The following is a 23686-nucleotide window of genomic DNA, read 5'->3' on the forward strand; positions in this document are numbered from 1 at the left end:
GCACCGCGGTCGCTGTATGGCGCGCTTTTATTCAATCTGTGTCTAACATTCTCCTCTTGACCGCCCTAGCATCGGCCGCTCCGTCCAGGTGCATACGATGAAAGAGATTCCCGGCAACATCGATTTTTCAGGCTTGACGGCCCGTCGGCTAGGGCCAAATGACTGTGAGATCATTTGTGTGCACCGCGAAACGATGTTCCTTGAGGCGGGAGGAGACCCATCGGAGTTGCGGGTGATGACTGAGCACTTCCGGCCCTGGTTGCACCAGCGCCTATTCGATGGCCGCTACTACGGTTTTGCGCTGATGGACACAGAGCAGCCTGTGGCGGCGATAGGTCTGATGAATATCGACTGGCCACCTCATCCGTCCCATCCGACCTTAGACCAGCGCGGCTATGTGCTAAACGTTTTCGTCGAACCCTCTTACCGGCGCCGGGGCCTGGCTTCAACCCTGATGATGTTGGCTGAAGCCGAGTTTGCCCAACGCGGAATGAGTTTTGCCGTACTACACGCGACCAAGGCCGGCAAGCCGGTGTATGAAGGACTGGGCTGGGCGGCTACCTCTGAGATGGCGAAAACCGTTTCGTGATTTGACTGCCTATCTCAGGAGCATGGTCGCCGCTTCCAGCCTTGATGAAAGGCTGCTTCGGGTCGATTGCGGCCCTTCCTGGCAGACCGCTATCGGCCAAGAGCGGACGGTCCGAGATCAAAGACATGCCCTGATAGCTAAATGCCCCTCATGAAAACTATCGCCCTCTACCAACGGGCGATGGCATCAACGCCGGTTCAGAAGTAGTAAAGAGCCTCGATCATGGTGCTCAATTGGGAGCGATCGCGACCATTGCCGTAAGGCCTGTCGTGTTCGCGAGCATCGAACCAGTCGTAGCGCAACTCCGGACGCAATGACAGGTTCTTGTTGACCTCATAACGAAACCCGGTAGTGACCGCATTGAAATCGCCGCGTGAAGTGGTTGTGGGAAAAAGGATAAAACCATCCGGATCACTGAAATGCTCGCCACGCAGGGACCACGTCAGATCCTGTCGAACCTGGTAAGTGACTACCGCGTTAGCGCCCCACCAATCTGCACCGTTAAAACCTGGACCCTTAACGACATCGATTGTTGACGCCTTGCCATCACCGTCCTGACGACCATAGACCAGCTCGGCGCCCATCGACCAGCGAGAGTCAAATTTGTGCCATCCGTTCAAGGAGTGCTGCTGCTTGAGTTGACCCGATGGCGAGATCACACGCGAAGGCGGAGCTTGTACGTCGGAAAAGTCGTCATTCTGCTCGTTGCCAACGATGAACTCGTAATCGATCCAGGTATTCATATCCGGCGTGCGCCAGCGCAGCGCACCGGTCAGCGACTTGTTATTGTTGTTATCGCGCAGGTTGTTCCAACCCTGCACCACGCCCAACTCAACGCCTAGTATCCCCGAATCCCCATTGTAGGCGCGGGTGCTTGCCAGTACGCCGGCCACGGTGCCAGGTTCGCTGACGAAGGCGTACGTTTTACTGGCAAACGGGTTACGGGCGAAGCGCACATTGGGTGGGATTTCATAACCCATGGCCGGGCCGAATACGCCCGCCATGAAACTGAAACCCGGTCCGTAAGGCAAATAAACCGTGGCCGCTGCGTTCGGGATGGCCAGGAAGTAATCCTTGTCATGCTGCGCCTTCGGGTTCGATTGCTCGTTCATATGCAGGGTCTGATCCCAGCCGTAAGTCCGCGCGAACTGGGCGTTTCGGCCATAGTTGAACTCCAGGGTAAAACCGGCGGAAGCCTCCTCGGGTTTAGGGCCTGGCAACGGAGTAATACGAGGGATAAAGGTGCCTTTGAGTTGTTTGTCGACGAAGAGGTGCAGGCTGCCCAATTCCAGTCCTTCATCGGACATGCCGGTAAGAGGCAGATTGCTCAGGCCGTCCTCACGCTCCTCATGGGTGGAACGGTTGTTGCGCGAGTACCCGATATCCAAAAGATTGGATACGGTAATGCCGTAGTCGCGTTCCAGGCCATCGCCGAACACGCTGCGAAACAACGTACCTTCGCCCGGTTTTTCGGATTCATCCGCATAGCAGTTCACAATCGCAAGGGCGGCCAGAACCGCACCAAGCGCTTTCACCTTGATGTTCTTCATCTTCTGTCTCTTGTTTTTATTGTCAGAAACCCACCTCTGCAGGTGGGTTGGCGCTTCGTTGGCGTTATAGGTTGGTGGCTTGGAAACTGATCTGGCGCCAGGTGTTATCACGACGCAACCAGATCTGCGTGGCGATTGCATTCATCTCGCGATGCTCGCCAGTCCCACGGAATTCGATGTTCTGCAATAGGCGCCCGGTGGCAATCGCCACGTTGCCGTAAACGCGCACCTGAAGGTCTTGCCGTTCGACCTGCAGGAATCGGATGGCCGTCTCGACCATCCGCAGATAGCCAGGCTTATCATCGACCTGGCCGGTGGCGTGGATGTGCACCAACTGGTCATCAACGAGTTCGCCCAACGCGCCGAGGTCGCCTTCCACCAGCGCCCGGCAGCGCGCATTTTCTAGCTCTTTAATGGTGTTAACGATCGTTTGCTCGTTCATACGTGTTCCCCCTGATGGAAAAATTTAAAGGCTACCAATTGTGTGCCCGCGGCCCATGCCCTGCGCACGTCAGACTTCGGCGCGCACCACGTTTTCGATAGCGCCAAGCCCTTCGATTTCGACGCGAACCCGATCGCCCTTTCGCAGCCAGCGCGGTGGTTTTGTTGCCGCGCCTATACCCCCCGGCGTTCCAGTAAAAATGACGTCGCCAGGCTCAAGCGTCATGACCTTAGAGAGGTGCACGATTTGCTGAAAACAGTCGAAAATCAATTGATTGGTGTTCGAGTCTTGCCGCTTCTCATCATTAATGAAGCATTTAATGCCTAACTTATGCGGATCTTCGACGTCATCAGCGGTGACAATCCACGGGCCGAATGGCGCATGGGTATCAAACGACTTGCCCAAGGTGAATTGCGATGTACGCAATTGCCAGTCACGCACGCTGACGTCATTACCAACGCAATAGCCAAAGATCGCCTCTTTTGCGGTCTCCGGTGTCAGGTGGCGACAGCGCTTGCCAACGATAAAGACCATTTCAGCTTCGTAATCGAGGGTCTCGGACACTTTTGGCAAATCGACAGGGGCGAACGGGCCGTTGGCAGACGTGGTCATCATGGCGAACCACAATTGGTCGGCCGGCATTTCCATGCCCGACTCCTCGACATGGTCGGCGTAGTTGAGGCCAATACCGAGGATCTTGCCCGGACGCGGCACAGGTGCCAGCAGGGTGATCTGATCCAGCGCAATGCCGCTCGCACCGCTTGCAGCCAGCTGTTGCAGAGGTTCGCGCCAATCGGCCCAGGCGGTGATCAACTCAATCATGTTGCGCGGTGCAGCACTGAGGTGGTCACTAATGCGAATGACCTTCTCTCCCACCACCAACCCGACCGCAGGAGCGCCATCCTGAATCTGGAACGTACAGAGTTTCATGTTGTTTACCTGTATTGAGGACCAAGATTTACGCCCGTAGATGCGGCGCCTAATGTGCAAAGCTGTTCATCGCTAGCGCCTGCGCGCCACATCGCGACCAGTTCATCCGCATTGAATTCGGTGCCGATCGGGTTGTTGGCGAACGTCACGGTATGAAAGAAAGCGGCGGCATCAGCGGCCTCGACGAAGTTGTCGACCTGCAACTCGATGTCGTTACCTTCCGGGTCTCGGTAGTACACCGACGTGGTTGGCCCGTGGTTGATGGTCCAGACAGGCAAGATGCCGAGCCCCTTGAGCCGTTCATAGGTAGCCAGCACCTCACCAATGCTCTGATAGCTGTAAGCAATGTGATGAACACCGACCATGTTGTCGGTTTTTTCCGGCAGATCCGGCATGTTGAAAAAGGCCAGGCGATGGTGCTCATCGTCGTAGGTGATGAAGGTCAGAATGTCGTCCTCGAACACCAGGTCGGCCTGGAATATTTTTCGATACCACTCGACCATGGATTTGCGATCGGCGCAGCGGTACACCAGGTGAGCCATCTTGAACGGCGCGATGCGTTGGTTGCCGGTATCGAGGCTGGTTGATTGCAGTGCAGTCATGTTCGTTCTCCTTGTTTTTGTTGTGACGAGTCAGATCGAGAGACGGCGGAAGTCCGCCAGTAGGGTTGCCAGGTAAGCGAGGAATCGTCCGGCTTCAGCGCCGTCTACTGCGCGGTGATCCCACGACAGCGACAACGGCAGTTGCAGGCGCGGCTGGAAAGTAGAGCCGTCCCAAGTGGGCTGCATGGATGCCTTGCCGACGCCGAGAATCGCCACTTCTGGTGCGTTGATGATCGGGGTGAAATGCCCCCCGCCAATACCGCCCAACGACGAAACGGTGAAGCAGCCGCCGCGCATTTGATCTCCGGAAAGCTTGCTGTTTCGTGCCAATTGCGAGAGCTCGGCCATTTCAGCGGCGAGCTCAGCGATACCTTTGCGATCCGCATCGCGAATCACCGGGACCACCAGGCCATTGGGCGTATCGGCAGCGAAGCCGATGTGGAAGTACTGCTTGTGCACCACTTCCTCGCCTTCCAAGCTCACGTTGAACTGCGGGAACCGCTGCAACGCCGCCACACTCGCCTTGATCAGAAACGCCAGCAAAGTGATCTTGGCCTGTCCTTCCCTCGCCTCCTGGTTGAGCTGGACACGCAACGATTCGAGATCGCTGATATCGGTTTGACTGTGATTGGTGACGTGCGGAATGCTCACCCAATTGCGGTGCAGGTTGGCCGCAGAGATGCGCTTAAGACGCGACATCGAACGGCGCTCGATCGGGCCGAATTTGGCGAAGTCGACCACCGGCCACGGCAGCACACTAAGGCCAGAGCCTGTGTCAGCCGCCGGTGGGGGCATGGCTCGCTGGGCTTTGACGAAAGCCTTGACATCGTCACGCTGGATTCGACCGCTGGGATCGCTGGCCTTTACTTCATCCAGATCAACACCCAGTTCACGGGCCAGCTTGCGGACGGCGGGACCGGCTAGGGCCATCGACGCAGTGCGCGGCTTTTCGGCGTTGGCAACGACCTCTTCCATCGGTGCGACTGCTGATGGCACCGGGTCAACCATCGGAGCAGCCACTGGAGCCACCGCAACGGGCGCCGAGGTGGTCACGAGTGCTGCCGCTATCGCTGGCTGGACCTCGGTGATATCGGCAAAATCGACATGGGCAATCACACTGCCCCTGGAAACGATGTCGCCGGGTTTGATCAGTACCTCACGAATCGTGCAATCACGGGTGCTGGGCACATCCATCACCGCCTTGTCGGATTCAAGGGTGATCAATGCCTGCTCGACCGAGACCTTGTCACCGGGCTTGATCAGTACATCGATCACCGGCAGGTCCTGAAAATCACCAATATCGGGAACCATGAGTTGTTGCATAAGTCAGTCTCCTTGTTCTCGATTCAGCGGTTCCACGGGGCGTCGAGGGCGACGTCAATGCCGTAGCGCTCACGGGCCTGTGCCGCTTTTTGTGGATCAATGGCAGCCAATGCGGCGACCGCGATGTGCTGGCGATCCATCTCGAAGAAACGACGCAATGCAGAGCGGGTATCACTGCGGCCGAAGCCATCGGTGCCGAGGGCAATGTAGGGCGCATGGATGTAAGGGGCGATCAGTTGCGCATAACCGCGGACATAGTCGGTGGCGGCCACGACCGGCATGTCGCCGGACAGGCATTGCTGTACATAGCTTTGAGTCTTGAGTTCGCCGCCAAACAATGCGCTGCGCTCAACCTCGCGGGCTTCCCGAGCCAGTTCACTGAAGCTGGTGACGCTCCAGATTTCGCTGGACACGCCCCAATCCTCGGCGAGGAGTTCGGCGGCAGCGATCACCTCGCGCAGGATCGAACCCGAGCCGAGCAGTCGCACTGCGGGTGCAACGCCCGCGTCGCCCCGGCCGCCGAAACGGCGCATGCCTTTGATCACGGCGTCGTATTCCACTTCGGTCAGTGGCGCCTGGGCGTAGTTCTCGTTGGTGACCGTCAGGTAGTAGAACTCGTCGTGCTGCTCTTCGAGCATGCGCCGGCTGCCGTGATCGATGATCACTGCGACCTCACTGGCGAACGCCGGGTCATAGGCGCGGCAGTTCGGGACAGTGGAAGCAATCAGCTGACTGGTGCCGTCCTGGTGCTGCAAACCTTCACCGGACAACGTGGTGCGGCCGGCCGTAGCGCCGATCAGGAAACCGCGCGCACGCTGATCCGCTGCAGCCCAGATCAGGTCGCCGACGCGCTGAAAGCCAAACATCGAGTAGTAGATGTAAAACGGCAACATGCTGATGCCATTCACGCTGTAGGACGTCGCCGCCGCCACCCAGGAGGAGATAGCGCCGGCCTCGGTGATGCCCTCTTCCAACAGCTGACCGTCCTTGGACTCTTTGTAGTAGAGCATCGCCCCGGCATCTTCCGGTTCATACAGCTGCCCGACGGGTGAGTAGATACCGATCTGACGGAACAGGTTGGCCATACCGAAGGTGCGGGCCTCATCCGCGACGATGGGCACGATGCGCGGGCCCAATTGCTTGTCTTTGAGCAGGTTGGTGAACAACCGGACGACCGCTGTCGTCGTCGACGTTTCACGCTCGTCCGGGGTCAGCGCGAACTGCGCATAACTGGCCAGCGCCGGCACCGACAGAGCGTCAGCCTGGGTCTTGCGACGCGGCATGTAACCACCCTGCTCAGTGCGCCGGGCATGCAGGTAGCGCATTTCTGCACTGTCTTCAGCGGGTTTGTAGAAGCGCATTTCCTCCAGCGCTTCGTCGTCCATCGGAAGCGCAAAGCGGTCACGAAACGCCTTGAGTGCCTCGACGTCGAGCTTTTTTTGCATGTGCGACGTGTTACGCGACTCGCCAGCCAGTCCCATGCCATAGCCTTTTTTGGTCTTGGCGAGGATCACCGTGGGCTGACCGTTATGCTGTTTGGCGGCCGCAAACGCGGCGTAAAGCTTGCGGAAATCGTGACCGCCACGGCGCAGTCCGTCGATTTCTTGCGGCGTCATGTGCGACACCAACGCCTGCAACTCTGGATCGAGATCGAAGAAATGCTCGAGGTTGTAAGCGCCGTCATTGGCACCCAGGGTTTGGTACTGGCCATCAACGGTGTGGGCGAAGCGGCGTAGCAAAACGTTGTTTCGATCACGCGCGAACAACGCATCCCAATCCGATCCCCAGACCACCTTGATCACGTTCCAGCCGGCGCCACTGAACAGCGACTCCAGATCTTGGATAATCTGACCGTTGCCGCGCACTGGCCCGTCCAGACGTTGCAGGTTGCAGTTGACGATAAACGTCAGGTTGTCGAGGTTCTCTCGCGCCGCGAGGGAGAGCGCAGCAATGGATTCCGGCTCGTCCATCTCGCCATCGCCGAATACACCCCAGACATGACGCTTCGAGGTATCAGCGATACCGCGATGTTCCAGGTAGCGCAGAAAGCGCGCCTGATAGATCGAGCTGATTGGCCCGATGCCCATTGAGCCGGTCGGAAACTGCCAAAAATCAGGCATCAGCCAAGGGTGTGGGTAAGAGCATAAACCGCCTCCATCCACTTCCTGGCGATATCGCGCCAGTTGCGCCTCATCAAGGTGCCCTTCGAGAAATGCGCGCGCATAAACTCCAGGTGCCGAGTGCGGCTGAAAGTAGACCAGGTCTCCCTTTGATTCGGCATTGTCGGCGCGAAAAAAATGGTTAAAACCGACTTCGAAAATCTCCGCGGCCGATGCATAGCTCGCGATGTGACCGCCTAACTCGCCATAAGCCTTGTTGGCCCTAGCCACCATGGCCAGAGCGTTCCAGCGGATGATCGAGGTGATGCGTTCTTCCATCGCCAGATCGCCCGGATAGGCTGGCTGCTTTTCCAGGGTGATGCTGTTTTGATACTGCGAATACGGGTGAGCGGAGCGCCGCACACCCAAGTGGCTGGCATGTTCATCGAGACGTTGCAGAAGGAAATCCACACGTTCGGAACCTACATTGAGGGCGATGCTTTCCAGCGCGTCGAGCCACTCGAGGGTTTCCTGCTTATCGATGTCGTTGTCTGTTTTCACAGGCAATTCGCGGATGTTAGCGGTCATGGCAAATCACTCGGTTTACTTTTAATCGGCATGAGCTGCCCCTGGGCACTCCTCGCGGAATACCCCATTGGGCTGTTTCAGGCGCCTATCTATTGCTACGGACGGACGTCACCAGACGTCGACGCAACCGCTCCACTCGGCGCTTGGCGCGCGGGCGTGCATCTGGTGGTAGCGGCCACTATAAAAAAGCAGCGGCTTGCGTTGTGCGCCGATGCGAACATGTTCGATCTCGCCGATGTAGAGCAGGTGGTCACCGGCCGGGTGCACGTCGACCGTACGTGCGACGAGGTGCACGAGACTGCCGTCCAGCAATGGCGTTTCTCCGTGGTAGGTGAAAGGCAGCACAGCCCCCTCCTCCAGCCGCCCACCGAAATGACCGCTCAGCCAACGCTGACTTTCGGCAAGAAAATTGACCCCAAAATGCACGCCCTCACCAACAAACTGGTTGAAGCTCGAGGCATTGCGGATTGAAATCAGGATTAGCGGGGGTTCCAACGAGACCGACATGAAAGCGTTGGCGGTCATGCCGGCTGGCTGGCCGTTGGCGACGAAGGTGACGACGGTCACCCCGGTGGCGAATTGGCCCATTACTGAGCGCAGAAGTTTGGCGTCCATAGGAGAATCCTCAGGTTCGTGGCGGCGCTTAGATCAGCGGCGTGACGGTGTTTTCCACGCCCAGTAGCGCCTTGCCATATAGCTCGCTCCCTATCGCAGGCAACGCCACGGCGTGCCGTGCTGCAGTGTTCGAATCGCGCCACCAGCGTTGCATCGGACTGGCCTCGGAAAAGCTCCCGGCGCCATGAGCGGACAACAGAATGTTAATCGCGTCAGTGATCAGGGTGTTGATCAGGCCTACGTCAGCGCGAATTCGCGCCCGCGTCAAAGCATCCAGCTTGATGCCCTGGCGCGAGGCTTCGTCAATCTCATCGGTGGCGCGGAAAGCACGCAGGTGAGCGGTGTCAATCTTGAGGGCAGCCTCTGCGATCTGGGTCTGAAACACGACCGAGTCCGTCTGCTTTTCGAACGAGGTGTAAGCCACGGCTCGACGCGGCGCATTGTCGATCACGTATTTCAACGCAGCGCGGCCCAAGCCGAGTTGCGGGCCATTGAGAATCAGCGAAGCAAACGGGACGAACAACGCGCGGTAAGCCACTTCGTCTTTGAATTCGGTGGCGTATTTGCCCTCGATCGCATCGCCGAGGTTCAGCAGACGATGATCGGGCACGAATATTTCATCGGCAACAATGCAGTTGCTGCCTGAAGCGCGCATGCCGGCGGTGAACCAGGTGTCTTCGATGCTGTAGTCGGATTTAGGCATAAGCGCGAGATACTGTGCGACGACAGCGCCGTTGGTATCGCGCTCTTCGGCACCGACAGCGGCCCAATCGGAGTGAAGGCTGCCCGACGACGAATACCACTTTCCAGAGACGATCAGCCCACCGTCTACACGCCGAGTTGTCGGCGAAGCGTTAAACACCCCGGCGACCCGAGCATCCGGATTTGCGCCGAATACTTCGTCTTGGGCTCGCTCCGAGAACAGAGAAGTGAACCAGGCACACACGTTGGTCAATGCAACCACCCAAGCGGTACCACCGCAGGCTTCGCCCAGCGCTGCCGACACTTCCAGATGTGCACGCAGTGAGCCTTCATAACCGCCATAACGCTTCGGAACCATCAACCGGAACAAGCCTGCTTCGCGAATGGCTTCAATATTTTCATCGCAGGTGCGACGGTTTTTTTCTGCTTCGACGGTATTTTTGCGTAGTAGAGGCTGGAGCGCTTCTGCACGTTTGATCAGCTCCGGGATGCTCGGCGCAGGCGCAATTGCAGTGAGAGTACTGACGTCCTGGAAAATCACTTCTGTTCTCATACCGACCTCGAATGTCATAATGAACTAAAATGTCATTTAAATATTCTGGGTAAGCGAATCCCTCGGCGAGCAGTAGCTACAGTGCCGAATGCGGATCACACAACCAGGTTTGGTCTCGTTACACGGTCAAAACATCAACGCTGGCGAAAGGCCGTGACTCGATGACTTTTGAAAACCGTGACGTGCCAGTTCGAACGAGCACAAGGGGACGTAGGATGAGGTCGGGCGGCGGGAAGTGAGGGGTTGAACATTTTCGTCTCCTATTATTTTTATGACGATATTGTCATTACGACAATGGTATTCAATGTAGAACAAGGTTTTTAACCGCGCAAGCGATTTTTAGACATATTTGTCATTCTGAAAAATAAGTGATGTATTGTCATTCTGACGCTATGTCATTGTTTGGGGCTAGATAGTGAAAACACCAGAAACAGCCACAGCCGTATACGACCATCGTCCAAAAGTCGCCAAGAAAAAGCGTCAAGTCATGCGCAGTAAATTGCTTGATGCGGCGATGCGTGTTTTCGCAGCAACGGGCGGGTCGACTCCCGTCATTGATGATGTGATCCGTGAAGCGGATGTATCGCGAGGCACGTTCTACAACTATTTCGATTCGCTGGATCAGGTGCTCGTGGCTATCGGCCAAGAGCTTAACAATCAGATGACCACCGACATCCTTCCGGTCTATGACGTCCTGACCGAGCCTTGGCAGCGCGCGGCCGTTGCGTCCAGGCTTTTCCTGTTGCGTGCCCTGCTCGATCCAAAATGGGCGGGTTTTGTCACGCGTGCTGATGCGTGGCAGCACAACACTCTCGTCGCGGAGTACATGGCCAAGGACCTTGAGAACGGTAAGGCCTCAGGTGACTTTACGTTCGACCGCATCGACGCTGCAACGGACTTCCTCATGGGCGCTTCAGCGCATGGCATACAGGCCATTAAACAAGGCGTTGAGCGCCCCAATAACTACATGGACTCGTGCGTGCGCCTGACCCTGGCAAGCGTGGGTTGCAATAGTGAAATGTGTGAAGCAGGCGTGGCATTTTCCGTGTCGTATTTAAAGTCATGGATGAACGGAGAGCTGACTGCCACCATGCCTCAATGGGCAGTCAACATGGACTCCGAATCAGCTCAGCAATTTCTCGCCTACTCACCAGATTAAATTGCAGCTCGGCTTCAGCGGAGCCTGTGCGCTCGAACATCTTGCACCCAATACTTTAGGAACTGCCTCATGAAAGCTGCCGTAGTCCACGATTTCAACACGCCGCCAGGTTACGACGACTTCACCTCTCCGGCGGCCGAAGCCGGCGAAACTACGATTCAGGTTCGAGCCGCAGCCCTCAGTCAATTGGTCAAGGCCCAAGCATCGGGTCGTCATTACAGCAGCGGCAAGACATTACCCTTGGTTCCAGGCGTGGATGGCGTAGGCCTGCTACCCGATGGGCGTCGGGTGTACTTCGCCTTCCCGCGAAAACTGTTTGGCTCGATGGCTGAGACCAGTGTTGTGCCATTGTCGAACTGCGTAGACATTCCCGATGATGTGGATGATGTAACAGCAGCGGCTATCGGCAACCCCGGCATGTCGTCATGGACCGCCCTACTGGACCGGGCAAAATTTCTCCCAGGCGAAAATGTATTGATTAACGGCGCAACCGGCGCTTCTGGACGTTTGGCAGTTCAAATTGCAAAACACCTTGGCGCCGCAAAGGTCATCGTCACCGGCCGCAATGCTCAAAGCGTAAAGGGATTAGCTGCACTGGGCGCCGACATATTGATCCCTCTCGACGTACCCGCAGATGAGTTGAAGGACTCGTTTCGCGAAGCATTGCATACGCATAAAGTAAACGTAGTACTCGACTACCTGTGGGGATCTTCGGCCGAATGTTTGCTGAATGCGGCTGCCGGACAAGGTAATCATTTAGGCGAACCGCGGATTCAATTCGTGCAGATAGGCTCGCTGACCGGCAATAACATCAGTCTGCCGGGCTCACTGCTGCGCAGTTCCGGCCTGGAGCTGATAGGCAGCGGCCTGGGTAGCGTTTCCAACGCAGGTCTAGTCCAAGCAGTGGGCGGAGTTTTACGTGCAATCAGCACTGCAGGGCTTTCGATTGCCGCTGAAGCGGTGCCATTAAAGGATGTGGAAAGTGCCTGGCAGCGGGAGGGTGCATCGCGATTGGTATTCACGGTGTAATACTAACTCTCCCGGTTTTGGCGTCGCGTACGCGTAATAGCGTTTGCGTGACGTTGAATCACTTCATATCAATAGTCGGCGCGCTGTTCTATGGGGCGCGAAGTGACAGGCAACAATCACCCGACAGCGATCCACCCATGACAGGCAGCTATCGGCCGATTCTGTTGAAAAAGTCCGCCGTGGTTTTCGCGGCAGAAAAGTACGCGTCTGAGATTGAAATCTTTACCTTCGGCAGAGGCTTCCGGGTTCAGATCTCACGTAGCAGCATGCAGAAAGGGCGTTTTCACCGATCAATATGCGTGTAGTTCAGGCAAACCGACTTTTTCAACAGAATTGGCCAAAACCAGCCAGTGGACGGAGCGATAGCAGATGAGTAGCTATGCTTGGTCTGTTACCGGAATTGATTGTGCAACCAGGGATTGCAGTCCATGTCGTGTTGTTTCTCGACCGGTGTCGTGTTCGCAGTGATCACCCTCAGGCAACAGAGAACATCCAAGGGTCTGATTCAGACCCTGTGATAGCCCTTCATGATTTCCGTACGGTTAAGCAACATCGTGCAAGGAGACGTTTGAGATGCAACTCATCACGTTGAAAATCGATAAGCCGGAAGCGACGAACTTTATTCTTGGTCAGACGCACTTCATCAAGTCCGTCGAGGACCTCCACGAAGCGTTGGCAGGTGCCGTGCCGGGTATCACGTTTGGCGTGGCTTTTTGTGAAGCCTCTGGCAAATGCCTGGTGCGATGGTCTGGCACCGATACCGCCATGATCGAACTTGCCCGGAAGAATGCGAAAGCCATCGCCGCAGGCCATAGCTTCATCATTTTTCTCGGGGACGGTTTCTATCCGCTGAACGTGTTGAACACCGTCAAAATGGTTCCAGAGGTCTGCCGCATTTTTTGCGCAACAGCCAATCCCACTGAAGTGATTCTCGCTGAGACGGAACAAGGGCGAGCGATCCTGGGCGTAGTGGATGGCTTCTGTGCCAAGGACATTGAAGACGACGAAGACATCCTGTGGCGCAAGAACTTGTTGCGCCAGATCGGCTACAAGCTGTGAGTGAGGAGCAGGCGCTGCGCTCATCACACGCTAGGGTCTGTTGCCGTTTGGTGGCGAACCGCGTTGCGATGCCAACGTGTGCGAGGCAAGGCGCGGGATGCCGGTAATGGTTGTTCCCTTGGCAAATCCCGCAACGCAGCCTCGCGCACGTTGGCGCGCAACCCGAAGGGACGGGGCCCATTTGGCGCAGGGCTGCGTTGCTCGGAACTTATTTGGAACAACCAAACTGCGTTCCTCGCGCCTTGCCCTGCGCCAAATGGGCCTCCGTCGCGGTCGTCACCAAACGGCAACAGACCCTAGAGGTACAAGGAATGGGTTATGAATCTCGTGAGCAGGGTGAGCCGCTCAAGCGCTTATTTTTCGCCCTGCCCTGCGCATATGCACAACGCCGGGCCATAGCCCAATGGCGCAGCGCTCTTGAGCTAAGCAGTGGACGCCCGGTGCCCGCGGAAAACTTTCATTTGACTCTGATGTTTCTGGGATCTGTAGCCATGACGCAGATTCCGGGCATCTGCGCTGCCGTCGCAGGTGTTCGAACATCAGGCGAGCATTTGACTGTACCTCTCGACCGTCTGGATGCATGGCACCGAACCGGCATTTTGTTTCTCGCTCCAGCGCAGCCGTCACTGGTTTTGCGCCAGTTGGTCTATGCCTTACAACAGGCATTGCTACCTCTTGGGTTTGAGGACGCGCCCTGGGAATTTCGCCCTCACTTGACCTTGATGCGGAACTATCGAGCCCCTGTCCCTGAATCCAGTACTCCGCCAAACTTTCACCTGAGTGCCAGACACTTCACCCTGTTCGAGTCGCATAAAGGCCGCTATCGGCCGCTGGCCGAATGGCCCCTTGTTCCGTAGACAGTGGGGTCATTTGTAGATCGGTACTGAACCCGATCCGGACCTCTGCCCGGCCTCTGCCCGTAGACGTTTGCCCAACTCGGCAATCTTTGCCTCTCCGGCTTTCAACGCTTCCAGGCTGGTGTGCACGGAATAGCTACCCATCTTCAGGTCGTGCGGGTGAGGAATAGCCGACCCAAGCACAAACACAGCGTCTTCCTTATCTTCAGCCTCGAGTCTCAACGTACCGTTACCTGACTCGAACGCGACGAGTTCTCCCGCCTGGATACGCTCCGGCGAATGAACCGTTCCCCGACTGACACTGAGCCAAAGAACCTCATGCCCAGACGGTGGCTGGTACTCCCAGTGTTGGCCCGCGGCCAGTGTCACCAATAGATAGTTCAGGCCCGAGGGGGCACGCACGGGGCTGCGAATGCCCTGGTAGGCGCCGACGATTACGCGCGCCGGCCCTACCTGTGGGATGGCATCTGCTTCCAGATATTGGCTGTCGACAGGTGCGCTTTCCACCTCAGCGGGCAGCGCGATCCAGAGCTGAAACCCCTGGATCCGCGCCGAGGTGCCGGCAGACATTTCTTTACCATGCCAGACACCCGCCCCCGCGCGCATCCATTCGACTCCGCCGTAGTCAATGAGTCCAGAACCTGCGTCCGGATCGTCAAAGCGAAGGTTGCCTTCAGTGATCACGGTAATGGTCGCGATCCCCGAATGGGGATGCAGCGGCATATTGCCAAGGAGCGACGTATCAGCGTCGATCAGGTCGAGAAACACAAACGGCTTAAGTAACTGACCCAGGTCCGAGGGGCTCATGAGCCTGACAATGGGTCCGTGCCCATGACCGCGGGTGCGGTGGCTGACGCTGCGGGAGGTATCGTTTTGGAAAGAGGTGGAGGGAATCATGTTCATGTCCTCGCGGTTCAAAGTCGTTGTTGAAAGTGTCATGTAGCGCCTTTTCTGAATGGGTTTACGAAGTCGAGCCCAGCGTATCCAGACGCTTATTGATTGAGTAGTGGGTATAATTGACTTTAACCCATCCATTTTTGGAAGTAATGCGGTGCTGGATCTCAATGAAATCTTGATGTTTGTTCAGGTGGTGCAGGCAGGCAGTTTTGCTGGCGCGGCGCGGCGCATGGGAATGCCGCCCAACACCCTGAGCCGGCGCGTGCGGCAGCTGGAAGAACATTTGGGGGTGCGTTTATTACAGCGCTCGACACGCAAATTGATGCTTACCGAAGCGGGACGATCCTTGCACGATCGCAGTGCACCCCAGGTCGATGACCTGATAGAGGCGGCCCGCCAACTGGCAGGGGAAAGCCAAGAGCCTACCGGCACTGTGCGGGTGGCGGCACCTGCCGATTTTTTTGATGTGTATCTGATGGCCTGGGTAGCCGAATTCCTTCAAAGCCACCCTAGTGTCCAGTTGGACTTTGTACTGAGTGACGAGCGAGTCGACCTGATCGACGAGGGGATAGATGTTGCGTTCCGCGGCGGTGATCTCCCGGACTCAAGCCTGGTAGCGCGCAGAGTCGGCACAGGAAGCCAGGTGTTGGCGGCCAGCCCCGGTTATTTGCAGGCTCACGGTACGCCGGATACGGTGCAGGCACTCTCGATGCATGAGTGTATTCGACCGTCCAGCCAGGCACCGCGTACGCCCTGGCATCTCGATGGGCCGCAAGGGCCTGTACACGTCGAGGTGACGGGCCGGTTATGTGCCAACACCGCCCAGGCACAATTGAAAGCGTCCCTAGCGGGCTTGGGTATTTGCCTGCTGCCGATGACGATCTTGCGCGAGAGCCTGCATACCGGGCGGCTGATTCAGGTTTTGCCCGATCATGGGCGATTTAACAACGGTTTGTACATCGTCTACCCCAGCCGTCGACAGGTGCCGCGCGCGGTCAGCGCGTTCGTTGAGCAGATCGTCAAGCATTTGCAGGAGGATGTTCTGTCAGACCACTGACCCGAAGGACGCGAAAACGATGCGTCTTCGTCGATTTGGGGACCTGAGGTAGAATGTCGCAGCATTTGACGGGCGTAATTTTAGTGAGCGGGTCGAACCTGTTCATTCCCTGCGTCCAATGACTTACAAACTGAATTAGTGTCACCCAAGCAGCTGAAGCCAATGACTAACAAGAAGTCAGCGCAGGAGGGACATAAAAGTGAGGCCGATAGTGGCTATCGGTCTTATATGTCCACCCATCAGTCCTTCTGAGTGCGGGGTTCGACGGCATGCGGCATTGCATGCAGTGAGCCAGGGCACCTCATGATCAAGAATGGCGGGTGGATGGCGTTCTATCCTAGGTATTACTGTATGTTGAAAAAAATGAACACGACGCTACTGGGCTTGGCCATGTCGGTGGGACTCATGCCCTTGCACGCAGCTGAGACAAAAAAAGTGGATGTGCTACTGATCGGCGGGGGCATCATGAGTTCGACCTTGGGGGTTTGGCTCAATGAGCTCGAACCCGGCTGGTCGATGGAGATGGTTGAACGCCTCGATGGCGTCGCCGAGGAAAGCTCGAACGGCTGGAACAATGCCGGTACCGGCCATTCTGCCCTGGCTGAGTTGAACTACACGCCAGAAGACAAGAATGGCAAGATCGATATCTCCAAGGCCATTGAAATCAATGAGTCCTTCCAGATCTCGCGTCAATTCTGGGCATGGCAAGTCAAGAACAACGTTTTGAAAAATCCCCATTCATTCATTAACTCCACACCGCACATGAGCTTTTTGTGGGGGGATGACAATATTCAGTTCTTGAAGAAGCGCTACGACGCTCTCAAGGCGAGTCCTCTGTTCGGGGGCATGCAGTATTCAGAAGACCCGCAACAAATCAAGAAGTGGGTTCCGCTCATGATGGAAGGACGTGACCCGAAGCAAAAGGTCGCGGCTACCTGGACCCCGATCGGTACGGATGTCAATTTCGGCGAGATCACGCGCCAGTTCGTCGGGTATCTTCAAACCAAGCCAAACTTCGACCTGAAGCTGTCGAGTGAAGTGCAAGACATTACGCGAAACAAAGATGGCTCTTGGCATATCGCCTACAAGAACCTGAAAGACGGTACGAAAACCGAAACCGACGCCAAGTTCGTATTCATTGGCGCGGGCGGTGGTGCACTGCATCTGCTGCAGAAGTCGGGCATCCCCGAAGCAAAAGAATATGCAGGTTTCCCTGTAGGCGGGTCCTTCCTGGTGACCGACAATCCAACGATCGCTGAACAGCATATGGCCAAGGCTTATGGCAAGGCTTCGGTCGGCGCACCTCCCATGTCGGTCCCTCACCTGGATACCCGCATGCTGGATGGCAAACGCGTGATCCTGTTTGGCCCCTTCGCGACCTTCTCCACGAAGTTCCTTAAAGAAGGCTCCTACTTCGATTTGCTGACGAGCACGACCACACACAACATCTGGCCGATGACAAAGGTCGGCATCGAACAGTATCCACTGGTTGAATACCTGGCCGGCCAGCTCATGCTGTCGGATGATGACCGCTTCAATGCCCTGAAGGAGTACTTCCCCAACGCCAAGAAGGAAGACTGGCGTCTGTGGCAAGCAGGCCAACGTGTCCAGATCATCAAACGCGATGAGGAAAAGGGCGGCGTACTGAAACTGGGAACCGAGGTCGTCAGCTCCCAGGACGGCAGCATTGCAGGCTTGCTGGGTGCATCGCCAGGCGCGTCCACCGCGGCTCCGATCATGCTGAATGTGCTTGAGACAGTGTTCAAGGACAAGGTCGCCACCCCCGCTTGGCAGGAAAAGCTCCATCAGATCGTTCCGAGTTACGGTACCAAGCTCAACGATTCTCCCGATCGTGTTCATCAAGAGTGGGCGTATACCAGTCAAGTCCTGCAACTTAATCCCCCACCCGTGATTGACCAGGCAGTTGCTCCCCAAACCCCGGCTGCAGGTCAGGCGAAACCACAGCACGCGAGTAATCCATCGGCTGATATGGCCCTATAAAACGAAGCCCCACCAAACACAGTTTGGTGGGGCGACTGCGCTGGGACTATTCAAAGACTGGTTGTAGGTAAGCGTCTGGGCATCATTCCTTTTTGAGGCCTGTTTCGCGATGCGGCAGCAACCGGCCGAGAGTGTGTAAAAACGCCTTCACTTCGGGGGGTATGCACCCCTTCCCCGCTTATTCAAACGAAGCAAACTCCAGGTTTGCTGAGTCACCCGCTCAATGCTGATCACACCGTAAGACGTGCTAATTCAATGACTTACAGAGTAAACACCCTAGTTTCCGCCTTATCTTGGTGCGTCTCCTATACTGACTCGCGTTGACAAGCTCAACGCAGACACCGAATGCCGTTGGAACAGCCGTCAGAGTTCTGACTACTTCCCTACCCGTCACTGTAAGGAGATCGAACATGGCAATCCGTATTGGCGACGAAGCACCGGATTTCACCGCTGAAAGCACCGAAGGTCCGCTCCACTTCCACGAGTGGATTGGCGACAAGTGGGCCATCCTGTTCTCGCATCCGAAGGACTTCACCCCCGTTTGTACCACTGAACTCGGTTATATGGCCGGACTTAAGCCAGAGTTCGACAAACGCAACACCAAGATAGTCGGGCTCAGCGTCGACCCGGTCAGTGACCACCGGGCCTGGGTCGGTGACATCGAAGAGACCCAGGGTCATGCGGTCAACTATCCCATGATCGGCGACGATAACCTGGTGGTGGCGAAGCTCTACGACATGATTCACCCGAATGCCAGTGGCGGCTCACGCACCGCCGCAGACAACGCCACGGTGCGTTCGGTATTCATCGTCGGCCCGGACAAGAAGGTCAAGGCCATGCTCATCTACCCAATGAGTGCCGGGCGTAACTTCGATGAAGTGTTGCGCCTGCTCGATTCTCTGCAATTAAACGCCAAGCACACAGTCGCCACCCCAGTGAACTGGCGTCCGGGTGACGACGTCATCATTCCCACTTCGGTATCCGACGAGGAGGCCAGGAAGAAATACCCGCAGGGCTTCAAGACGTTGAAGCCCTATTTGCGCACCGTGGCGCAACCGAAGTAACAATAACCGTTTTTGGCCGTTTTCTGCCTGCCGCGGCCGGCAGAAAACGGCCAGAAGCGATCACTCAAGCGTGCCCCATCAAGAAGCCATAGCCAACTCGCGCCCCGCATCCTCGTCCATTTCGTCGAAGGCGTTACTCTGGGGCACACAAGGTCGTCATTTGTCGTCCGTCTTTGCTGACGATGGCGGCCGATACTCAGTGCTCTCTTCAGCGTTGGGAGCTTCGGGGAAACTCCCCGGCGTGAACATATGGGTCTGCAAGTCGCTGGCGTCGATTTCGAGGACGCCATGAACCGCACGAGCCAGAACTATGGCCTGTTCACACTGTTTATGGGTCTTAACGCGGCCGCTCAACGTCACCGTACCCGCATGGGTTTTGACATTGATATGCAGGCTGCGGGTCGGTTCTGAAAATGCCAGGGCCGACTTCACTTTGGTGGTAATCCATGCGTCGTGAACGGTCATTTCCAGATCATGAGAGTAATGCTGGAAGGAGTGAAGTTTCATGGCAGGATCCTCTCTCGCGTAATCAGACGTACTTTCCATTCCATTTGCCGTGTTGCCCTCTGCCTATCAGGCGAGCGTTATGGATACCCGATTCGTTTTCGCGTGCTCGCCACGCAAACATGGACACAGATTAATTATAGTGCGGCTGTTGCCTGCGGTCGGACCGCTGTCCCCGCGAACGTCCGCCTTGGTTGCTCAGCCCCCTCGACCTCTTCGGGCAGCCAATCCAGCGACTATGATGATGGGGGCAACGGAATTGGAACTGCAGCCTGCATAAGCGCTATCGAATGCTCTCCCCCCGCTTGCAAGTAGTGCGTCCCACACTTCCTCCAAGGAGCTGAAAGTTGTCGCTGACTCTGTACTACCACCCACTGGCGTCCTACTGCCACAAAGTCCTCATCGCGCTCTACGAAAACGGTATCGAATTCGAAAGGCGGGTCATCGATCTCGCGGACGATGCAGACAGAGCCGAGCTGCAAGCCATATGGCCAATCGGCAAATTCCCGGTCATCCGTGACCATGCTCACAGGCGCGATCTGCCAGAGTCCACAGTCATCATCGAGTATCTGGATCACTTCTATGCAGGTGCGCACCCTTTGATTCCAAGCGATTGGGAGGCCGCGTTGGATGTGCGTCTATGGGACCGCTTTTTCGACAACTATCTCCAACAGCCGATACAACAGATTGTCGGTGATCGCATACGCAGCGCTAACGGCGATTTGACGAGAGAACGATCCATGCTGGAAACGGCGTACGGCATGCTCGATCGCCAGATGGCGTCCAGGACCTGGGTTGCCAGTCAAGACTTCAGCATGGCCGATTGCGCCGCTGCCCCAGCGCTTTTCTATGCCAGCACCCTCCAACCGTTCCCGGACGAGCTCTGCCACTTGAGAGCCTATTTCGACAGGTTGACGCAGAGACCGTCATTCCAACGGGTAATCGACGAAGCCAAGCCCTACTTTTCACTCTATCCATTTGCGGACGCCATCCCGAAGCGGTTTCGCCAGGAATCTGACATCACATGACGGGGCGTAGCTCTGAGAACCTGTTCACGATTTTTCTAATATTGAGATGATCGCCCACGAGATGTGGTGCGCAGTGGGATGAGGGTAGTTGCAAGGCCAAGCGGAGGGGGATCCCGGCGCCGTTGCCCAACCAACCTCGTACGCTATGTACGGTCTGTGGAAGGGCGCCTCGCCGGGAGGGTACGGCTCTTTAATCAGCGACGGTCATGGTCATGCTCATGGCCCTTTTTGCCACCATCACGATCATGGTCATGACGGCCAGCGTCACGGTCATGGTCCCGATCATGGTCATGGCCCTTTTTGCCACCATCACGGTCATGGTCCCGATCATGGTCATGGCCCTTTTTGCCATCACGATCATGGCTCCGATCATGGTCATTGCGGCTAGCGTCACGGTCATGGCGACCATGGTCATCGGCTTTCTGGCTATGCTCCCCTTTGCTCTTGTCATGGTCGTGGGCCTCCTCTCCCGCATAGGCGTAACCAGTCAAAAACATTGCCATAACCACTAACAGCGCTTTTATATTCATGTTGTTCTCCAGGCTCATTAAGTAGGGCACGTCTCAGCCTCTATCTTTTTCACGATGGAAGGCCTTTTTTACCCTGTTGGCGTGTTTGCCCTGGCCACACTTTTTTACTTATTATGGTTGGGCACGTTTACTCAGCAAGAGGCGTGCCTTAAGCATTTATTTCCATTCTGTTATTTAATTTTTAATTTAAGTAATGCATTTATTTTTATGAAATCTCTTTATAAATCATGTCGATACTGCGCTTATGGGTAATGCGACCAAGGTGTACCTCACGCCTGAAGAGTGACGCTGAGAGCGCTCGTATAGAAGACAAAAATACTTTACGCGCCGAGACCAACAGGGGTGTTTCAATACTGCAACAGCCCAAGCGCTACCGTCGTTGGTTATTGGAAATATTGGTTATTGTTCAACCCGCTTGTAAAACAGTAAATCGTCCGAATTTGAAACAATGTCGTCCCGTTGGCACTTTATGTTTCAGAACTGAGACCGTCCTCCTCCAGTGCCAACAACCAAAAACTTGACAAATGGAAAAAACACGTACAGGCAGCGGCATTATCTTGGCGAATGACCGCTTATGAATCGCCGTTCGACACGGCGAGCAGCGTCACTCAGACGATGAAAGTCCTCAAGGCTTGATGTTCTTCAACTCATTGAGCAGCCCCAGCAACTGCTGCAATTTCTCTTTGCCAAACTGGGCCTGAATCTTGAGGTAGTTGCTTTCCATCCCCTCACTCATGGAAACGAAACACTGCTGGCCCTGCTCCGTCAGCGCAACGAAGACCCGCCGCTGATCCTCCGCAGACTTCCTGCGACGGACGATGCCATCGCGTTCCAGCCGAGCCAGAACACCGGTCATGCTCGGCTTGAGGATGCAAGCCTGATGAGCCAGTTGGTGACTTTCCAACTCGCCCTGCTGGCGCAGGATGCGGATGACTCGCCACTGCTGTTCGGTCAAATCATGCTCATTGAGCAGCGGGCGAAAAAAGCCCATGGCCGCTTCGCGAGCTTGCAACAGAGTGAGCGTCAAAGAGGGGCTTGGGATTGGCATGGTTCACGCTGAAGAACGAGATAAAGGCCGTCAGCTTATGGGCGCAGACCAGGCCCTGCAAGGTCAACGTGCTGAAGTACGCGTCGAGAGCGGCGTTGCCCACGCTACCGCAAGCCCGATTGCCGCTGGCGATATTCCCCTGGGGTTATCCGGGCATAACGCTGGAAAAAACAACTGAAATAGGCCGGGTCCTTGAAGCCCAACTGATAGCAGATTTCGTTGGCCGAGCTGCCGGTGAACAGCAGCAGCCGCTTGGCCTCCTGCATCAGCCGCTCCAGGATCAACCGTTTGGACGGCAGGTCGGCGATGCGCCGACAAACATCGTTGAGCCGCGCTTCAGTGACAAACGAGTGGGGAATGGTCGGTGGCGTGAGGAAAAACATCGGCCCGGATTCCAGGTATTGCCGGTCATCGAGGTAGACCCGCACCGCGCCGCTTTTGACGTAATGAACCTGGAAAAACCGGTCATGGCGATGCACCGGCATGTTCCTGCCGAAGAAGCCCGCCAGGTTGCTCAGCTTGTCGTAGTGCACTTCGGCGTCGCTGTAGCGCTGGTCGTAGACCTGGCCGATGTTGATATGGGGGATCGGCTGGCGATCAGTCATCACTGGGTTCTCTTGCTTGTTTTTACCGTGGCTGTGCAGCCGCTCTCATCCTGCACGCGTTTTGGCGCAGCGACCACTGCTCGACGATTTTTCCACGCTTGACGATTGTTAACATATTAATTATAACGTTAACATATTAACAATTATTCCGCAGGGCACCTACTGTCCTGCCCTTGCCAGGAGAAGAGCATGAGCCGCGCCTTGCATGACGTTGCGACCGGCACCCTGTTCGGCGTAGCGCTGAACTACCAAGGGTTGCTGAAACAGCGCCTCACCGAATTCGAGCAACCGCCTTACCAGAAGCCGCCGGTAAAACCGGTGCTGTTCATCAAGACGCCGAACACCCGCAATAGCCATGACCGCGCGGTGGTCTACCCCAACGGCATCGACCACCTGCAACCGGGCCCCGCCCTGGGTGTGGTGATCGGCAAGCGCGCCAGCCGGGTCAGTGTCGAGAACGCGCTGGATCACGTTGCCGGTTATACCATCGTCAATGAATTCAGCCTGCCGGAAGACAGCTACTACCGCCCGGCCGTCAAAGCCAAATGCCGCGACGGCTTCTGTTCGCTTGGCCCGGAATTGGTGCCTGTGGATCAGGTCACGGACCCGCATCAACTGACGCTGAAACTGTTCGTAAACGGTGAGTTGCGCCAGGAAAACTCCACCGCCCATTTCGTCCGCAGCATCCCGCAGCTGATCGCCGAGATCAGCGAATTCATGACCCTGCACGAAGGCGATGTGTTGATCACCGGCACGCCCGAAGGCCGGGTTGATGTTCACCCCGGCGACACTGTCGAAGTCGAAATCAGCGGCCTGGGCCGCCTCGCCAACCACATCGTGGCCGAGTAAGAGGAG

The 23686-nt window shown here is 56.4% G+C and carries 23 protein-coding genes; 11 read left to right on the forward strand and 12 right to left on the reverse strand.

Translation table 11 applies throughout. The annotated features are described in order from the left end of the window. Window positions 1–97: 97 nt before the first annotated feature. Entirely contained in the window at window positions 98–589 is a 492-nt protein-coding gene (locus tag AC1MEE_RS13160) for a GNAT family N-acetyltransferase (RefSeq protein WP_480415762.1), read from the forward strand. Between the two features lie 197 nt (window positions 590–786). Here the strand turns inward: AC1MEE_RS13160 and AC1MEE_RS13165 are convergent, their stop codons facing one another. The 8 genes from AC1MEE_RS13165 to AC1MEE_RS13200 form a co-directional block, all read right to left on the reverse strand. Further along, a complete protein-coding gene (locus AC1MEE_RS13165; protein ID WP_480415763.1) occupies window positions 787–2139 on the reverse strand; it encodes an outer membrane beta-barrel protein in 1353 nt (450 codons plus the stop codon). Window positions 2140–2203: 64 nt separating this feature from the next. Next, window positions 2204–2581, reverse strand: a complete 378-nt coding sequence (locus tag AC1MEE_RS13170) for a nuclear transport factor 2 family protein (RefSeq protein ID WP_480415764.1) — start codon at window positions 2579–2581, stop codon at window positions 2204–2206. Between the two features lie 69 nt (window positions 2582–2650). Further along, window positions 2651–3511 carry a fumarylacetoacetate hydrolase family protein gene (locus AC1MEE_RS13175; protein WP_480415765.1) on the reverse strand — a complete coding sequence of 287 codons (861 nt, stop codon included), beginning with the start codon at window positions 3509–3511 and terminating at the stop codon, window positions 2651–2653. 5 nt (window positions 3512–3516) lie between these two features. Then, window positions 3517–4113: a VOC family protein gene (locus AC1MEE_RS13180; protein WP_480415766.1), complete on the reverse strand. Its 597-nt coding sequence runs from the start codon at window positions 4111–4113 to the stop codon at window positions 3517–3519. A gap of 30 nt (window positions 4114–4143) precedes the next feature. Continuing rightward, window positions 4144–5436: a 2-oxo acid dehydrogenase subunit E2 gene (locus AC1MEE_RS13185; RefSeq protein ID WP_480415767.1), complete on the reverse strand. Its 1293-nt coding sequence runs from the start codon at window positions 5434–5436 to the stop codon at window positions 4144–4146. A gap of 23 nt (window positions 5437–5459) precedes the next feature. Next, window positions 5460–8123: an alpha-ketoglutarate dehydrogenase gene (mdeB, locus tag AC1MEE_RS13190; protein ID WP_480415768.1), complete on the reverse strand. Its 2664-nt coding sequence runs from the start codon at window positions 8121–8123 to the stop codon at window positions 5460–5462. A 108-nt stretch (window positions 8124–8231) separates the two neighbouring features. Further along, window positions 8232–8738 carry a flavin reductase family protein gene (locus AC1MEE_RS13195; protein ID WP_480415769.1) on the reverse strand — a complete coding sequence of 169 codons (507 nt, stop codon included), beginning with the start codon at window positions 8736–8738 and terminating at the stop codon, window positions 8232–8234. 28 nt (window positions 8739–8766) lie between these two features. Further along, window positions 8767–9993, reverse strand: coding sequence for an acyl-CoA dehydrogenase family protein (locus AC1MEE_RS13200; RefSeq protein ID WP_480415770.1), 1227 nt, complete (start codon window positions 9991–9993; stop codon window positions 8767–8769). Window positions 9994–10408: 415 nt separating this feature from the next. Between AC1MEE_RS13200 and AC1MEE_RS13205 the strand changes: the two genes are divergently transcribed. The 4 genes from AC1MEE_RS13205 to thpR all read left to right on the forward strand — a co-directional run bounded on the left by AC1MEE_RS13205 (window position 10409) and on the right by thpR (window position 14097). After that, window positions 10409–11152, forward strand: coding sequence for a TetR/AcrR family transcriptional regulator (locus AC1MEE_RS13205; RefSeq protein ID WP_480415771.1), 744 nt, complete (start codon window positions 10409–10411; stop codon window positions 11150–11152). Between the two features lie 69 nt (window positions 11153–11221). Further along, window positions 11222–12181, forward strand: coding sequence for a quinone oxidoreductase family protein (locus AC1MEE_RS13210; protein WP_480415772.1), 960 nt, complete (start codon window positions 11222–11224; stop codon window positions 12179–12181). Between the two features lie 573 nt (window positions 12182–12754). After that, window positions 12755–13240 carry an adenosine-specific kinase gene (locus AC1MEE_RS13215; protein WP_480415773.1) on the forward strand — a complete coding sequence of 162 codons (486 nt, stop codon included), beginning with the start codon at window positions 12755–12757 and terminating at the stop codon, window positions 13238–13240. Window positions 13241–13551: 311 nt separating this feature from the next. Next, a complete protein-coding gene (gene thpR / locus AC1MEE_RS13220) occupies window positions 13552–14097 on the forward strand; it encodes an RNA 2',3'-cyclic phosphodiesterase (protein WP_480415774.1) in 546 nt (181 codons plus the stop codon). A gap of 9 nt (window positions 14098–14106) precedes the next feature. On the opposite strand, the gene AC1MEE_RS13225 is transcribed toward thpR, so the two are convergent. Next, window positions 14107–14904 carry a pirin family protein gene (locus tag AC1MEE_RS13225; protein WP_480415775.1) on the reverse strand — a complete coding sequence of 266 codons (798 nt, stop codon included), beginning with the start codon at window positions 14902–14904 and terminating at the stop codon, window positions 14107–14109. Window positions 14905–15148: 244 nt separating this feature from the next. Here AC1MEE_RS13225 and AC1MEE_RS13230 point away from each other — a divergent pair, with 244 nt between their 5' ends. The 3 genes from AC1MEE_RS13230 to AC1MEE_RS13240 all read left to right on the forward strand — a co-directional run bounded on the left by AC1MEE_RS13230 (window position 15149) and on the right by AC1MEE_RS13240 (window position 19116). After that, window positions 15149–16051 carry a LysR family transcriptional regulator gene (locus tag AC1MEE_RS13230; RefSeq protein ID WP_480415776.1) on the forward strand — a complete coding sequence of 301 codons (903 nt, stop codon included), beginning with the start codon at window positions 15149–15151 and terminating at the stop codon, window positions 16049–16051. A gap of 351 nt (window positions 16052–16402) precedes the next feature. Then, window positions 16403–18052, forward strand: coding sequence for a malate dehydrogenase (quinone) (mqo, locus tag AC1MEE_RS13235; protein WP_480415777.1), 1650 nt, complete (start codon window positions 16403–16405; stop codon window positions 18050–18052). 410 nt (window positions 18053–18462) lie between these two features. Continuing rightward, on the forward strand, window positions 18463–19116 hold the full coding sequence (locus AC1MEE_RS13240) for a peroxiredoxin (RefSeq protein WP_480415778.1): 654 nt from the start codon (window positions 18463–18465) through the stop codon (window positions 19114–19116). A 156-nt stretch (window positions 19117–19272) separates the two neighbouring features. Here the strand turns inward: AC1MEE_RS13240 and AC1MEE_RS13245 are convergent, their stop codons facing one another. Beyond that, window positions 19273–19623 carry a BON domain-containing protein gene (locus AC1MEE_RS13245; RefSeq protein ID WP_480415779.1) on the reverse strand — a complete coding sequence of 117 codons (351 nt, stop codon included), beginning with the start codon at window positions 19621–19623 and terminating at the stop codon, window positions 19273–19275. 344 nt (window positions 19624–19967) lie between these two features. Here AC1MEE_RS13245 and AC1MEE_RS13250 point away from each other — a divergent pair, with 344 nt between their 5' ends. Together AC1MEE_RS13250 and AC1MEE_RS13255 are read left to right on the forward strand one after the other, a co-directional pair. Next, window positions 19968–20648: a glutathione S-transferase family protein gene (locus AC1MEE_RS13250; protein ID WP_480415780.1), complete on the forward strand. Its 681-nt coding sequence runs from the start codon at window positions 19968–19970 to the stop codon at window positions 20646–20648. Window positions 20649–20860: 212 nt separating this feature from the next. Further along, window positions 20861–21160 carry a hypothetical protein gene (locus tag AC1MEE_RS13255; protein WP_480416397.1) on the forward strand — a complete coding sequence of 100 codons (300 nt, stop codon included), beginning with the start codon at window positions 20861–20863 and terminating at the stop codon, window positions 21158–21160. A 643-nt stretch (window positions 21161–21803) separates the two neighbouring features. Here AC1MEE_RS13255 and hpaR read toward each other — a convergent pair. Together hpaR and AC1MEE_RS13265 are read right to left on the reverse strand one after the other, a co-directional pair. Then, window positions 21804–22226 carry a homoprotocatechuate degradation operon regulator HpaR gene (gene hpaR / locus AC1MEE_RS13260; protein ID WP_480415781.1) on the reverse strand — a complete coding sequence of 141 codons (423 nt, stop codon included), beginning with the start codon at window positions 22224–22226 and terminating at the stop codon, window positions 21804–21806. A gap of 104 nt (window positions 22227–22330) precedes the next feature. Continuing rightward, on the reverse strand, window positions 22331–22831 hold the full coding sequence (locus AC1MEE_RS13265) for a helix-turn-helix domain-containing protein (protein ID WP_480415782.1): 501 nt from the start codon (window positions 22829–22831) through the stop codon (window positions 22331–22333). Window positions 22832–23020: 189 nt separating this feature from the next. On the opposite strand from AC1MEE_RS13265, the gene AC1MEE_RS13270 reads away from it, so the two are divergent. Then, entirely contained in the window at window positions 23021–23680 is a 660-nt protein-coding gene (locus tag AC1MEE_RS13270) for a fumarylacetoacetate hydrolase family protein (RefSeq protein WP_480415783.1), read from the forward strand. Window positions 23681–23686: the final 6 nt, after the last annotated feature.

This window comes from Pseudomonas sp. ASL3 (genome assembly GCF_056680425.1).

Bases quoted from the DNA above. Each gene is read 5' to 3' on its own strand.
- AC1MEE_RS13215 (WP_480415773.1), top strand. From the start codon at position 12,755: ATGCAACTCATCACGTTGAAAATCGATAAGCCGGAAGCGACGAACTTT.
- mqo (WP_480415777.1), top strand. From the start codon at position 16,403: ATGTTGAAAAAAATGAACACGACGCTACTGGGCTTGGCCATGTCGGTG.
- AC1MEE_RS13180 (WP_480415766.1), bottom strand. From the start codon at position 4,113: ATGACTGCACTGCAATCAACCAGCCTCGATACCGGCAACCAACGCATC.
- AC1MEE_RS13265 (WP_480415782.1), bottom strand. From the start codon at position 22,831: ATGACTGATCGCCAGCCGATCCCCCATATCAACATCGGCCAGGTCTAC.
- AC1MEE_RS13160 (WP_480415762.1), top strand. From the start codon at position 98: ATGAAAGAGATTCCCGGCAACATCGATTTTTCAGGCTTGACGGCCCGT.
- AC1MEE_RS13195 (WP_480415769.1), bottom strand. From the start codon at position 8,738: ATGGACGCCAAACTTCTGCGCTCAGTAATGGGCCAATTCGCCACCGGG.
- mdeB (WP_480415768.1), bottom strand. From the start codon at position 8,123: ATGACCGCTAACATCCGCGAATTGCCTGTGAAAACAGACAACGACATC.
- AC1MEE_RS13175 (WP_480415765.1), bottom strand. From the start codon at position 3,511: ATGAAACTCTGTACGTTCCAGATTCAGGATGGCGCTCCTGCGGTCGGG.
- AC1MEE_RS13170 (WP_480415764.1), bottom strand. From the start codon at position 2,581: ATGAACGAGCAAACGATCGTTAACACCATTAAAGAGCTAGAAAATGCG.
- hpaR (WP_480415781.1), bottom strand. From the start codon at position 22,226: ATGCCAATCCCAAGCCCCTCTTTGACGCTCACTCTGTTGCAAGCTCGC.
- AC1MEE_RS13185 (WP_480415767.1), bottom strand. From the start codon at position 5,436: ATGCAACAACTCATGGTTCCCGATATTGGTGATTTTCAGGACCTGCCG.
- AC1MEE_RS13270 (WP_480415783.1), top strand. From the start codon at position 23,021: ATGAGCCGCGCCTTGCATGACGTTGCGACCGGCACCCTGTTCGGCGTA.
- AC1MEE_RS13245 (WP_480415779.1), bottom strand. From the start codon at position 19,623: ATGAAACTTCACTCCTTCCAGCATTACTCTCATGATCTGGAAATGACC.
- AC1MEE_RS13255 (WP_480416397.1), top strand. From the start codon at position 20,861: ATGCTCATGGCCCTTTTTGCCACCATCACGATCATGGTCATGACGGCC.
- AC1MEE_RS13210 (WP_480415772.1), top strand. From the start codon at position 11,222: ATGAAAGCTGCCGTAGTCCACGATTTCAACACGCCGCCAGGTTACGAC.
- AC1MEE_RS13165 (WP_480415763.1), bottom strand. From the start codon at position 2,139: ATGAAGAACATCAAGGTGAAAGCGCTTGGTGCGGTTCTGGCCGCCCTT.
- AC1MEE_RS13200 (WP_480415770.1), bottom strand. From the start codon at position 9,993: ATGAGAACAGAAGTGATTTTCCAGGACGTCAGTACTCTCACTGCAATT.
- thpR (WP_480415774.1), top strand. From the start codon at position 13,552: ATGGGTTATGAATCTCGTGAGCAGGGTGAGCCGCTCAAGCGCTTATTT.
- AC1MEE_RS13225 (WP_480415775.1), bottom strand. From the start codon at position 14,904: ATGAGCCCCTCGGACCTGGGTCAGTTACTTAAGCCGTTTGTGTTTCTC.
- AC1MEE_RS13240 (WP_480415778.1), top strand. From the start codon at position 18,463: ATGGCAATCCGTATTGGCGACGAAGCACCGGATTTCACCGCTGAAAGC.